Source organism: Rhizobium sp. HT1-10 (assembly GCF_049472505.1).
Classification (GTDB): Bacteria; Pseudomonadota; Alphaproteobacteria; order Rhizobiales; family Rhizobiaceae; genus Rhizobium.
In genome coordinates this window covers 699,034-711,754 of record NZ_JBCEBQ010000001.1, presented here as the reverse complement: position 1 = coordinate 711,754, position 12,721 = coordinate 699,034, and the positions used below count along the sequence as shown (strand labels likewise).

Sequence of the window (12,721 nt, the reverse complement as noted above, 5' to 3'; positions counted from 1 at the left end):
CGTTCACTCCAAATTCTGAACTTGTTCGCGAAACTGGTCGATCACCACTTTCAGCTCGATACCGGCCGACGTCACAGCTGCCGCATTCGATTTGGAACAGATGGTATTCGATTCGCGGTTAAATTCCTGTGCAAGAAAGTCCAGCTTGCGGCCGATCGGTCCGCCCTTCGCCATCAGTTCGCGGGCCGCCGCCACATGCGCCTTCAACCTGTCGATTTCCTCGCGCAGATCAACCCGTGTGGCGATCAGTGCCGCTTCGGCATGCAGCCGGTCCCGGTCGAGCCCCGGGGCTGCGTCCATCAGTGCGGCAACCTGCGCCGAAAGCTTTGTAGCGATTTCTGCCGGCGACCGGGATGGGTCCTGCTCGATGACATTTGTCAAGTCCTCGATGGTCGAAACCTGGCCGAGAAGTATGCGAGACAGCGCCTGCCCCTCATGCTCGCGCATCGCCTTCAGATCAAAGATCGCCCCTTCCAGCCCGGCCATGACATCTGCGTCGCGGCTCGCTACTGCGTCCTCGCCCTCAGGCGTTTCTCGGAATTCGACGATGCCACGGATGGCCATGAGGGTATCGAGTTTGAGGGGCGCGGGATCGATGATCCCGGCAAGCTGGTCGCGCATCGCAAGCACGGTCGCGAGCGCGCTCTGATTGACCACTGCCTCGAAGCGGTTCTCGTCGGCGGACAGTGACAGGCTTGCCTGCAGGTTGCCCCTCGAGAACTGTATGGAAATCAGCCGACGCACATCGACTTCGAGCCGCTCCATGCCCGGCGGCAGGCGCAGACGGAGGTCGAGCCCCTTGCCGTTGACCGACCGGAGTTCCCACGCCCAACGATAGCGCCCGCTGGTGCCTTCGCGCCGGGCAAATCCGGTCATGGACTGCAATGCCATGCGCGCCTCCGTTATCGGTTTCAGTTACTTTTTCTTGGCTGGCGTCGGAACGCCGCTTTCTTCGGGCTGTCCGTCGACCGCGATATCGTTGCTGCTTTCGCCCTTGTCGGCAAGGGTCTTGCGCCAGCGCTTGACGTTGGCGTTATGCTCTTCCAGCGTGGCGGCAAAGACATGACCGCCGCTGCCGTCGGCAACGAAGTACAGGTCCTGCGACTTCCAGGGATTTGCCGTGGCTTCCAGCGCGTCGCGGCCGGGATTGGCAATCGGCGTCGGCGGCAGGCCCTTGATGATGTAGGTGTTGTAGGGCGTCTCTTTCTTCAAATCCGACTGGAAGATCGGCCGGTCGCTGGGCTTTCCGTCGCCGCCGAACAGACCGTAAATCACGGTAGGATCAGACTGCAGCCGCATGTTCTTGGCGAGCCTGTTGAAAAATACCGAAGCCACATGGGCGCGCTCGTCGGCAAGGCCGGTTTCCTTCTCGACGATGGAAGCGAGCACGACGAAGTCGTGTTTGTTGGCCAGCGACAGGTTCGGATCGCGCTTTTCCCAGATCTGATCGACGAGCTTGACCTGCGCGGCGGCCATCTGATCGACGATTTCGGCGCGCTTGGTGCCGCGCGAGAACTTGTAGGTGTCCGGGCGAAGGGCGCCCTCGGCCGGCAGTGCGGACGGCAACTCACCCTCAAGAATGGGGTCGGCCTGGAGCTTGTTGAACATCTGGCGAACCGTCAGGCCTTCAGGCATGCTGACCGAATAGAGGATCGACTTGCCCGACTTCATCAATTCCATGATGTCGTTCATCGATGCGCCGGCCTTGATCTCGTATTCGCCGGCCTTCAGCGTTTCGCCATCGTGCAGATGCGTGCCTGTCAGGTAGCGGAAAACGCGCGCATCGCTGATGATGTTGCTGTTCTCGAGACGGGTGGCGATCTCGCTGAGCCCTGCCCCGCCGCGCACGATGAAGTTGGTGTTGGTCGTCAGCGGACCGGGCGCGTTGTAGGTGGAGATGACGTAGTAGAAGCCAAGAATACCCAACCCGAACACGAAGACGACCAGGGTCATCAGGAAGTTCAGGAAGATGACCATCTGGCTGCGTGCCTTGCGCGAGCGCTTAGGCGGCTCTGGGACGCGTTCCGGACGCAGCGCCTCGTTGGCGGACTTCGGAATGATCGGTCCCTTCTGCCCCGGCTGGCCTTCGCGGCCGGTCGGCATATCCCCATGCTGGTTCGTGTCGTTCACCGGCAGTCCCTTCTTCATGTCTTCGCCCGCTCTTGGCCAAGCAATGCGGCAAAAACAGGATCGGGATCCCCGCGCGGCGCGGCCGCGCGCAAGACCAGCCGATTACCTGCGTCTATGCCTCATAGCGGCGCAGGACGAGCGACGCGTTGGTTCCGCCGAATCCGAATGAATTCGAGAGAGCAATGTTGACGTCACGCTTGCGCGCGGTGTGCGGAACGAGATCGATCGCCGTTTCGCGCTCCGGGTTGTCGAGGTTGAGCGTCGGCGGCACTATGTTGTCGCGGATGGCCAGAGCCGAGAAGATTGCCTCGATCGCACCGGCCGCACCCAGCAGATGACCGGTCGCCGATTTCGTCGACGACATCGAAATCCGGGACGCCGAATCGCCGACCAGGCGCTCGACGGCGCCAAGCTCGATCGTGTCGGCCATCGTCGAGGTGCCGTGGGCATTGATATAATCGACATCGGCAGCCGTGACGCCCGCCCGCTTCAGCGCCGAGGTCATGCAACGGAATGCGCCCTCGCCGTTCTCGGATGGCGCGGTGATATGATAGGCGTCGCCGGAAAGGCCGTAACCGACCACTTCGGCATAAATCTTGGCGCCACGCGCCTTGGCGTGCTCCAGTTCTTCCAGAACGACGATGCCGGCGCCCTCGCCCATGACGAAACCATCGCGGTCGTTGTCATAGGGGCGCGAAGCCTTCTGCGGATCGTCGTTGTGCTGGGTCGACAGTGCCTTGCAGGCCGCGAAGCCGGCCATGGCGATCCGACAGACCGGTGCTTCGGCGCCCCCGGCGACCATCACGTCGGCGTCGCCGAAAGCAATGAAACGCGCCGCATCGCCGATGGCGTGCGCGCCGGTCGAACAGGCCGTGACGACGGCATGGTTGGGGCCGCGCAGCTTGTGGCGGATGGAGACCTGGCCGGACACCAGATTGATCAAACGGCCGGGAATGAAGAAGGGCGAGATACGCCGCGGACCCTTGTCGCGCAACGTGTAGCCGGCCTCGACAATGCCTTCGAGTCCGCCGATCCCGGACCCGATCATCACGCCGGTGGCGATCTGGTCTTCGTCGGTCTTCGGATGCCAGCCGGCGTCGTTCAGCGCCATTTCGGCGGCAGCCATGCCGTAGACGATGAAGGGATCGACCTTGCGCTGTTCCTTCGGCTCCATCCAGTCGTCGGCATTGAAGGTGCCGTCGCTGCCGTCGCCGACGGAAACCCGGCAGGCGATCTTGGCCGGCAGATCGGAAACTTCGAATTCTGTGATCAGGCGGGCGCCGTTATGACCGGCGAGCAGGCGTGTCCATGACACCTCCGTGCCGCTTCCCAAAGGAGATACCATGCCGGTACCCGTGATAACGACACGTCTCATCGCCCTCAGCCCCTGTCTTCTCGCAAGCCATGCAAATCTAGGTCAAATGTCCGGTCGGCCGGACGAAAAAGGGCGGACTCCAGGAGCCCGCCCTCTGATGACATCAAGCGATTACGCCTGAGCCTTTTCGATGAACTTCACAGCGTCGCCAACCGTGAGAATGGAGTCGGCAGCGTCGTCCGGGATTTCAACGCCGAATTCTTCTTCGAATGCCATGACCAGTTCGACGGTGTCGAGCGAGTCCGCACCCAGGTCGTCGATGAAGCTGGCGCCTTCAACAACCTTGTCGGCGTCGACGCCAAGATGATCAATAACAATTTTCTTCACGCGTTCTGCGATATCGCTCATGTCGGTTTCCTCGACCTTATTTCCTGATCAGAATGCCGTCTGGCATTCCTACCCTGTTTTCAACCTGCAGCGCCCCAATTCGAGCGCCGTTGGCAAACCCGTTCAACCCGGCTTTCAGATACTACAAAGCCGCAGTGTAACGGCATGTAGAATCTGCATATTCGGGACGACTGTTCACAGTCATCGCCCGATTAACACGCTTTATGTCTGTCGCAAAGCCTGAAAATCAACGCCTGGGGCCGACCTATCAAGCTGTTGGGGACAAATCATGACCCCAACAGCGATTTCTATTTCAGATCATCGCCATGCCGCCGTTGACGTGCAGCGTCTGCCCCGTCACGTAGCCGGCTTCGCTGGATGCGAGATAGGCGACAGCGGCGGCGATCTCGCTGCCCGTCCCCATGCGCTTCATGGGGATGGCACCCATGATACCATCCTTCTGCTTGTCGTTCAGCTTGCCGGTCATCGCGCTTTCGATGAAGCCGGGTGCGACGCAGTTGACGGTGACGTTGCGCGTGGCGATTTCCTGGGCAAGCGACTTCGTCATGCCGATCATGCCGGCCTTGGAGGCGCAGTAGTTGGCCTGGCCAGGATTGCCTGTCACGGCGACGATCGAGGTAATGTTGATGATGCGGCCATAGCGGCGGCGCATCATGGCATGGGTCAGCTCACGAGTGAGACGGAAGGTCGAGGTCAGGTTAACCTCGATGACATTGTCCCAGTCCTCGTCGCTCATGCGAACGAACAGGCCATCCTTGGTGATGCCGGCATTGTTGACGAGAATGTCGACGCCTTCGAGCTCTGCCTCGGCCTTTGTCGCCAGCGCCTTTACTTCGGCGCGGTCGGAAAGGTTGGCCGGAAAGATCTTGACGCGATCGCCAAGTTCGGCGGCCAGCGCCTCGAGCTTTTCGACGCGCGTGCCATGCAGGCCGACGATAGCGCCCTGGGCATGCAGCATCCGGGCGATTTCCTCGCCGATGCCTCCGGTGGCGCCTGTGATCAGTGCCTTGCGGCCGGTCAGGTCAAACATGTGAGTTTCCTCAATCCTGGTGTTGCGTGGGGTCAGCCGACGAGGCTGGCAAGCGCGGCATCGATATCGGCGGGGCTATTGACGGACACGCCGGTCACGGTCTTGTCGATACGCTTGGCGAGCCCGGTCAGCACTTTGCCGGATCCGATTTCATAAAGAGTGGTCACGCCGTTTGCGGCAAACCATTGGACGGTTTCGCGCCAGCGGACCTGGCCGGTGACCTGTTCGACGAGAAGTGCCGCAATCTCGGCTGCAACAGTGATCGGGGCGGCGCGGACATTGGCGATCAGCGGCACGGCGGGCGCGGCCATGGAGACCCCGGCAAGCGCTTCGCGCATGGCGTCTGCGGCCGGCGCCATCAGGCTGGAATGGAAAGGTGCCGAGACCGGCAGCAGGATCGCCCGCTTGGCGCCCTTGTCGGTTGCAAGCGCCGCAGCCTTTTCGATGGCATCTTTTTCGCCCGATATGACGATCTGGCCACCGCCATTGTCATTGGCGATCTGGCAGGCGCCGAACGCCGAGGCTTCGTCGCAGACAGCCACGACATCGTCATGCTCGAGGCCGATGATCGCCGCCATGGCGCCGGTGCCGACGGGCACGGCTGCCTGCATGGCGTTGCCGCGAATACGCAGCAGCCGGGCGGTGTCGGCAAGCGTGAACGTGCCGGCGGCGCAGAGCGCCGAATATTCGCCGAGCGAATGGCCGGCGACATAGCCGACCTTGCTCTTCAGATCGAGGCCCCGGGCTTCGAGCACCCGGAAGGCCGCCATCGACACCGCCATCAGCGCCGGCTGGGCGTTTGCCGTCAGCGTCAGCTTGTCCTCGGGGCCGTTGAAAATGGTCTCGGAAAGAGCTTCGCCGAGCGCGTCATCGACTTCGGCGAAGACTGCGCGGGCTTCGGGAAACTGATCGGCCAGATCCTTGCCCATGCCGACGGCCTGGCTTCCCTGACCGGGGAATGTGAAAGCAACAGTCATTGTATGGCGTCCTTGTTTGGCTTCCCAATCGGCATTCTTTTACCCGGAGTCAAGAGCGCAGACCGCGCAGTGCCGGGGTTTCGCGTGGATCGAAGCCACAGAATTCTGCTTGCACTTACGAGATTCGGTCCTAAATTCCCGCCGTCCTCCCGGACGTATATTTCCGCCAGATCCAAGGTTTCCCCATGAAATATCAGAATTTAGGCCGAACAGGCATTTCGATTTCGCAGATCTGCCTTGGCACCATGACCTGGGGCACGCAGAACAGCGAAGCCGAGGCGCACGAGCAGATGGATTTCGCCATCGAAAAGGGCATCAATTTCTTCGACACCGCCGAACTTTACCCCGTCACGCCGCTATCGGCAGAAACGCAAGGTCGGACCGAAGAGCATATCGGCACCTGGTTCGAGAAGACCGGCAAGCGTGACAAGATCGTACTCGCCACCAAGGTGGCCGGCAAGGGTCGCGACTACCTGCGCGGCGGCCAGGGGACCGATGCCGCCAATATCCGCCTGGCGCTCGACGCAAGCCTGAAGCGGTTGAAGACAGACTATATCGACCTTTACCAAGTCCACTGGCCAAACCGTGGCCATTTCCACTTCCGGCAGGCCTGGAACTACAACCCCTTCACGCAGGACCGCGAGGCTGCCGTCGCCAATATCACGGACATCCTCGAGACGCTCGGCGAATGCGTCAAGGAAGGCAAGATCCGCGCCATCGGGCTCTCCAACGAGACCACCTGGGGCACGCAGAAATACCTGACGCTTGCCGAACAGAAGGGGCTTCCCCGCGTCGCCACCCTGCAGAACGAGTACAATCTTCTCTACCGGCATTTCGACCTCGATCTGGCCGAGCTGTCGCACTATGAGGATGTCGGCCTGCTCGCCTATTCGCCGCTCGCCGCCGGCCTGCTCACCGGCAAGTATGTCGATGGTGCCAAGCCGGAGGGCTCGCGCGGCGCCATCAACGGCGATCTCGGTGGTCGCCTGCAGCCGCTGCAGGAGCCGGCCGTCAAGGCCTATCTCGAGATTGCCCGCAAGCACGGCCTCGATCCATCCGCGATGGCCATCGCCTTCTGCCTGACCCGTCCGTTCATGGCGGCCGCGATCATCGGCGCGACCACGATGGAGCAGCTGAAGATCAACATCGGCGCGGCTGACCTGGTGCTGTCGCCCGAAGTGCTGAACGAGATCGACAAGGTTCATCGCCAGTATCCGATGCCGATCTGAGGATTGATAGCAGGCGGGCCTGCTTCCTCTTCTCCCCCACGGGGAGAAGATGCCCGCCAGGGCAGATGAGGGGGACGCGCGGCATATCGTGCACCGCGTGGGGAGCGCCCTCATCCGACCCCTTCGGGGCCACCTTCTCCCCGGCGGGGAGAAGGAGACGCAGCCACTTCACCACATTCCTTTGGCTCCCTCCCTTGCCTTTCGCCAAGAATCCCGTATAAGCCGCCCTGTTCGCAAACCCGGTCATCTGGCTGGTGGCTGAACGGAGGGCCGGTTTCCTTTGGGAGATCGTCGGAACGGAAGCGTTCCAGCCTCCCGTGTCTCCGCTCTCGACCGTCTCGGATTAACGCTTTCTTGCTTGGGCTCGCCCTTACAGGAGCAGTCGTTGAGGCTTAGCCGCCGATACCGGGTTTCACAAACGCAAGAAAGGCAAAGCTCATCATGGCTCTTTACGAACATGTATTCCTTGCCCGACAGGACGTTTCCGCGCAGCAGGTTGATGCCCTCGTAGAACAGTACAAGGGTGTCATCGAAGCAAACGGTGGCAAAGTCGGGCGAATCGAGAACTGGGGCCTCAAGTCCCTCACCTATCGCATCAACAAGAACCGCAAGGCTCACTACGCCCTGATGGACATCGATGCTCCTCCTGCCGCCGTGCAGGAAATGGAACGTCAGATGCGCATCTCGGAAGACGTCCTGCGCTACATGACGATTGCCGTCGAAAAGCACGAGGAAGGCCCGTCTGCCATGATGCAGAAGCGCGACCGTGACGATCGTCCGCGTCGTGATGGCGACCGCCCGGACCGTGGTGGCTTCGGCGACCGTGGCCCGCGCCCGGATCGTGGTGATCGCGAAGACCGTCCGCGCCGTCCGCGCGAAGACCGCGTTTAAGGAGATCTGAATATGTCTGAAGCTTCCTCCTCTTCGCAGGTCCGTCGTCCGTTCCATCGTCGTCGCAAGACCTGCCCCTTCTCCGGTGCCAACGCACCCCGGATCGACTACAAGGACGTCCGTCTTCTGCAGCGCTACATTTCCGAGCGCGGCAAGATCGTTCCTTCGCGTATCACGGCCGTTTCCCAGAAGAAGCAGCGCGAACTGGCCCAGGCCATCAAGCGCGCCCGTTTCCTCGGCCTGCTGCCTTACGTCGTCGCTTAATCGCGACTGACCGATCAAGACCTCTAGGGAAGGCAGTCATGCCTTCCCTTCTTCCTTCCACGGTGGGCGTGGATCGAAACCAATTGAAACCCATGTTGGGGCTGCGCTTCCGAGACTTCTCTCAAAAGCGAACCTCTAACTGCTTGAACAAGCAGGACAGCGACTTGAAGACCTTGAACTCACGATTGATGCTGACCGGCATTCTTGCCGGCATTACCGCGACCTTGCTTGTGCTCGGAGCGAATGCACAGCCGTCTTTCAGTGCTGTCCTCTATGCCGCCTCGGCACTTCCCATTTTGATCGCCGGCCTCGGCTGGGGCAACATGGCTGCGATCATTTCGATCGTCACAGCCTTCGTGCTCGGTGCGGTCGCCATCTCCCCCTCCTTCGCCTTCGTCATGACGCTGGTAACGCTGGTGCCGGCCGGCTGGATCAGCCATCTGGCCAATCTTGCACGCCCCGCCAACGAACTCGGAGGACCCGACAACCTGCTCGCCTGGTATCCGCTGTCCGACATGCTGGTGCAGCTGTGTGGCCTGGTGACGGTCGGCGTCATCGTCGTCGGGGTGATGATCGGCTACGGGCCTGATCTCACCGACAAGATGGTCGACGCGCTGATGACGGCGCTGGCAGCCCAAGAGCCTTCGTTCCAGCCGGACCCGGATGCCACCGCCCAGACCAAATCGCTGATCGTGCTGATGCTGCCGGCATTGCAGGCCGGCATCTGGGTGATCATGCTTTTCACCGCCTATTACATCGCGACCCGGATCGTCACCGCCTCCGGCCGCAACTTCCGGCCGCGCGAGGATGTGCCTTCGGCGCTTCGCATGAACCGCAATGCGATCTTCATCTTCCTCGCCGGCCTGATTGCCTGTTTCACTGGCGGCATCCCGGCGATGGTCGGCGCGACTGTTCTTGGAGCCTTCGGCGCGGGCTTCGTGCTCGCCGGGTTCGCAGCCCTGCACTACAAGACCCGCGGCAAGGACTGGCGCCTGCCGGCCCTCGTCCTCTGCTACCTGGCATCCAGCATGGTGCTGCCAGCCCTGTTCATCCTCGTTCTCGGCCTGTCCGATACCCGCAAGGCAATCGCGCTGACCCCGAGCAAGGGTGCGAAATCCCCCGATAATACCGATCCAAAAACCTGAAATTGAAAGGACACCACGATGCAAGTCATTCTTCTCGAACGCGTTCCCAAGCTCGGCCAGATGGGCGAGACCGTAAAGGTCCGTGACGGCTTCGCCCGTAACTACCTGCTGCCGCTCGGCAAGGCGCTGCGCGCCAACGCTGCCAACAAGACCCGTTTCGAAGCTGAGCGCGCAACGCTCGAAGCCCGTAACCTGGAGCGCAAGAGCGAAGCCCAGAAGGTTGCCGACGTTCTCGAAGGCAAGTCCTTCAACGTCGTCCGCTCGGCTGGCGAAACCGGCCAGCTGTACGGCTCGGTCGCTGCCCGCGACGTCGTCGACATCCTCGCTGCCGAAGGCTTCAACATCGGCCGCAGCCAGGTTGAGCTGAACACCCCCATCAAGACCATCGGCCTGCACAGCGTCACGCTCGCCCTGCACGGCGAAGTCGAAATCGCCATCGAGCTGAACGTTGCCCGTTCGGCCGAAGAAGCCGAACGCCAGAAGCAGGGCGAAACCCTCACTTCGGCCGACGCCATCTACGGCATCGACGAAGACGCGCTGCGTCCGGAAGACTTCTTCGATCCGGATGCCGACGGCAACCGCGACGACGAATAGTCAGCACTCTCGCTTCACGGCGACGAAAAGGCCCGGATCGAAAGATCCGGGCCTTTTCGTTTGGAGCATGCAGAGGCTTTAGTTGGCCGGTACCTGTGGCTGTGAGTTCTTGTCGATCGACACGACCACCGAGAGGCCGGGGGCCAACCTTTCGGCTTCCGGTTGGCCGGGGTCGATAGCCACCCGCACGCCGACGCGCTGCGCGACCTTGGTGAAATTGCCGGTAGCGTTGTCCGGCTTGATGACGGCGAATTCGGAGCCTGCGGCCGGGGAGAAGCTCTGGACATGGCCGTTCAGCCGGCGATGTCCCAGGGCGTCGACGGAGATCGTCACGGGCTGTCCGACCTGCATGCCGTCGAGCTGGGTTTCCTTGAAATTGGCGATGATCCAGACGTCGTCGGGCACCAGCGCCAGCAACTGCGTTCCGGCGGTCACATATTGCCCGAGCCGGACGCCGATCTCCCCGAGACGGCCGGGCCTCGGCGCAATGATGGTGGCATTCTGCAGGTCGATGTCCGCCAGCCGCAGGGCCGCCTCCGCGCCCGCGACGCCGGCCTCGAGCGAGGCGCGATTGACGATGATCGTCGTCAGGTTCTGCCGCGCCACCTCGACGGCGGCCTTTGCCTGGTCGACGGCGGCCTTGGCCTGGTCGAGCGTCGCCTGTGCGTTCTCGGCATCGCTGGTGGTGGAGATGCCCTTCTGCACAAGTGATTCGATCCGCTCCCAGGCCAGCTGGGCGCGTGTCAGGCCGGCCTGGACGCTGTCGACTGCCGCCTGGCTCGAGGTGATCTGGGCGCGGGCGACAAGTTCCTGCTGGCGGGAATTGGCCTGCGCCGCCTTCTGGCCGTCGAGGGTGGCCCGTGCCTGCGCGAGTTTCTGGGAGTAAATGCGGTCGTCGATCGTAGCCAGCACCTCGCCCTGCTTGACGCGCTCATAGTCCTTGACGCGGACGTCGGTCACGTAGCCGCTGACCTGCGGGCTGATGATCGTGACATAGCCTTTGACATAGGCATCGTCCGTCGTCTCCACCGAGGTCCTGAACGGTGGCAGATGCCAGGCGTAGAGCACCAGCATGATGCCGCCGATGCCGGCAAGGACGGCAACGACTTCGATCGGAGATCGCACGAGTCTGGACATAGAAAGCTTTCCTCAGCTTGCGGGTGCGTTGGTCGGGTCGGCCGTTCTGGCTTGGACGACGACGACCAGTCGATGCAGGATCAATACGACGAAGGCCAGCAAGGCGATCACCCCGACCACGAAGAAGGCATCGCCGAAGGCGAGGCTATAGGCTTCCCGCGTCACCTGGGTGCCGAGCAGTGCCAATCCTTCGCTGTTCAGCAGTTGCGGATCGCCGATGACCTTGCCGTAGGACGCCGAAAGCTGGGCGGCGCGTTGGGCAACGATCGGATCGGTCAGCAAGACATGTTCAACGAGCACGCTCGAATGGAATTTCTCGCGGATGGTGATCAGCGTGCCGTAGAACGCGGTCCCGATCAGCGAGCCGATGCTCTGGGTGAAAAGGAAGATGACGAAGAAGGTCACCAGGTAAAAGGGTCCCTTGGCGAAGGCGGCACGAAAGCCCGGAGACAGCGCCGGCGGCAGGAAAAGCGCTATGCCGGCCGCCATTAGCGCCTGGCTCAGATACATCTGCTCCGGTCGGGTGAGACTGGTGACCTGGCTATCCATGAAGGCGGCCACGATCATCAACGGCAGGGCGACCATCTGGATCTGCCAGCCATAGCCGATATTCATCAGCGCCGCGCAAGTCAGGCCGCCGACCAGGGAAAACACCAGGATGATCAGGTAGAGCATCTGCAACTGATCGTAGAGCAGACCGATATTCTGATAATAGATCAGCAATATCGACGTCTGCTCGGCGCTGATCATGCGAAACACCAGGAGGACGATGGTCATCCGGACGTTCGGCCAGGTCAAAAGCCAGCGGATATCGATGAGCGGCGTTGCGCGGTTGAGGTCAATCAGCGTCGCTGCCAGCAGCGTTGCGATACAGACAACGAGAACTACCCCCAACCACGGGACTTCGAACCACCAGTAGGGGCGCCCGACGGAGAGAACGACGGCGAGACAGCCGAAGCCGATGGCCACCAACAGATAGACGACGATGTCGCCGAAATTGATCACCTTGACCCGCGGCGGCGCCGTCAGCGGCAGCAGGTAGATGATTGGCATGACCAGTAGCGCGAGGCCCATCTCCAGCGTATAGAGACCGCGCCATTCGCCGAAATCGAGCAATGAGGGCGAGACCAGGCGGGTGATGGGCGCGGCAAGCGTGGTGTTCATCATCGCGAGGCTCAGCCCGACCGTGAGCTTCTTTGCCGGCGGAAAAGCTTCCAGCATGTAGAGAAAGCCGAGCGTCGACAGCGGTGCAGCCGCAATGCCGCTGAGGAAGCGCACGATGATCGCTGACTGCAGGTCCGAGACGAAAAGATTAAGCACCGAGGCGAGCACGAAGCCGAAAATGCTGATCTCGGCAAAATTGCGGATGCCGTACTGCATGCGGATCTTGACCAGCCCGATCGCCAGGCTGACGTTCGGCGCCATGTAGGCAGCAGAGAGCCAGGCGGATTCGGTGGTGGTGGCGGCAATGGTCCCCTGGATCTGGGTGAGGTTGGCAAGGGCAAGGTTCATCCCCAGGCCCTGCGTCAGAAAGAACATCACCGACGACAGGATATAGGCAAGCCCTTTCCAGGCCGGCATCGGGGGTGCCGTGGCGGCGG

At 61.8% G+C, this 12,721-nt stretch carries 13 protein-coding genes; 5 read left to right on the top strand and 8 right to left on the bottom strand.

The window, feature by feature from the left end:
• Window positions 1-3: 3 nt before the first annotated feature.
• The 6 genes from VH564_RS03550 to fabD form a co-directional block, all read right to left on the bottom strand.
• Window positions 4-891: a YicC/YloC family endoribonuclease gene (locus tag VH564_RS03550; protein ID WP_423338417.1), complete on the bottom strand. Its 888-nt coding sequence runs from the start codon at window positions 889-891 to the stop codon at window positions 4-6.
• A 24-nt stretch (window positions 892-915) separates the two neighbouring features.
• Window positions 916-2,148 carry an endolytic transglycosylase MltG gene (gene mltG, locus VH564_RS03545; RefSeq protein WP_423338416.1) on the bottom strand — a complete coding sequence of 411 codons (1,233 nt, stop codon included), beginning with the start codon at window positions 2,146-2,148 and terminating at the stop codon, window positions 916-918.
• 94 nt (window positions 2,149-2,242) lie between these two features.
• Window positions 2,243-3,505 carry a beta-ketoacyl-ACP synthase II gene (fabF, locus tag VH564_RS03540; protein WP_423338415.1) on the bottom strand — a complete coding sequence of 421 codons (1,263 nt, stop codon included), beginning with the start codon at window positions 3,503-3,505 and terminating at the stop codon, window positions 2,243-2,245.
• Between the two features lie 111 nt (window positions 3,506-3,616).
• Window positions 3,617-3,853, bottom strand: coding sequence for an acyl carrier protein (locus VH564_RS03535; protein ID WP_003502080.1), 237 nt, complete (start codon window positions 3,851-3,853; stop codon window positions 3,617-3,619).
• A gap of 292 nt (window positions 3,854-4,145) precedes the next feature.
• Window positions 4,146-4,883: a 3-oxoacyl-[acyl-carrier-protein] reductase gene (fabG, locus tag VH564_RS03530; RefSeq protein ID WP_423338414.1), complete on the bottom strand. Its 738-nt coding sequence runs from the start codon at window positions 4,881-4,883 to the stop codon at window positions 4,146-4,148.
• A 32-nt stretch (window positions 4,884-4,915) separates the two neighbouring features.
• The gene (gene fabD, locus VH564_RS03525; protein ID WP_423338413.1) at window positions 4,916-5,860 is read right to left on the bottom strand and encodes an ACP S-malonyltransferase; all 945 of its coding nucleotides are present in this window, start codon (window positions 5,858-5,860) and stop codon (window positions 4,916-4,918) included.
• Between the two features lie 185 nt (window positions 5,861-6,045).
• On the opposite strand from fabD, the gene VH564_RS03520 reads away from it, so the two are divergent.
• The 5 genes from VH564_RS03520 (at window position 6,046) to rplI (ending at window position 9,983) form a co-directional block, all read left to right on the top strand.
• On the top strand, window positions 6,046-7,089 hold the full coding sequence (locus VH564_RS03520) for an aldo/keto reductase (protein WP_423338412.1): 1,044 nt from the start codon (window positions 6,046-6,048) through the stop codon (window positions 7,087-7,089).
• Window positions 7,090-7,530: 441 nt separating this feature from the next.
• Window positions 7,531-7,980 carry a 30S ribosomal protein S6 gene (rpsF, locus tag VH564_RS03515; RefSeq protein WP_111158624.1) on the top strand — a complete coding sequence of 150 codons (450 nt, stop codon included), beginning with the start codon at window positions 7,531-7,533 and terminating at the stop codon, window positions 7,978-7,980.
• Between the two features lie 12 nt (window positions 7,981-7,992).
• Window positions 7,993-8,244 carry a 30S ribosomal protein S18 gene (gene rpsR, locus VH564_RS03510; protein WP_111220447.1) on the top strand — a complete coding sequence of 84 codons (252 nt, stop codon included), beginning with the start codon at window positions 7,993-7,995 and terminating at the stop codon, window positions 8,242-8,244.
• Window positions 8,245-8,432: 188 nt separating this feature from the next.
• The gene (locus VH564_RS03505) at window positions 8,433-9,389 is read left to right on the top strand and encodes a DUF2232 domain-containing protein (RefSeq protein ID WP_423338737.1); all 957 of its coding nucleotides are present in this window, start codon (window positions 8,433-8,435) and stop codon (window positions 9,387-9,389) included.
• A gap of 18 nt (window positions 9,390-9,407) precedes the next feature.
• Window positions 9,408-9,983 (top strand): 50S ribosomal protein L9, encoded by a 576-nt coding sequence (gene rplI, locus VH564_RS03500; protein WP_142829700.1) that lies wholly within the window; start codon window positions 9,408-9,410, stop codon window positions 9,981-9,983.
• A 78-nt stretch (window positions 9,984-10,061) separates the two neighbouring features.
• On the opposite strand, the gene VH564_RS03495 is transcribed toward rplI, so the two are convergent.
• A complete protein-coding gene (locus tag VH564_RS03495) occupies window positions 10,062-11,120 on the bottom strand; it encodes an HlyD family secretion protein (protein ID WP_423338411.1) in 1,059 nt (352 codons plus the stop codon).
• 12 nt (window positions 11,121-11,132) lie between these two features.
• Window positions 11,133-12,701: an MFS transporter gene (locus tag VH564_RS03490; protein ID WP_423338736.1), complete on the bottom strand. Its 1,569-nt coding sequence runs from the start codon at window positions 12,699-12,701 to the stop codon at window positions 11,133-11,135.
• Window positions 12,702-12,721 lie beyond the last annotated feature (20 nt).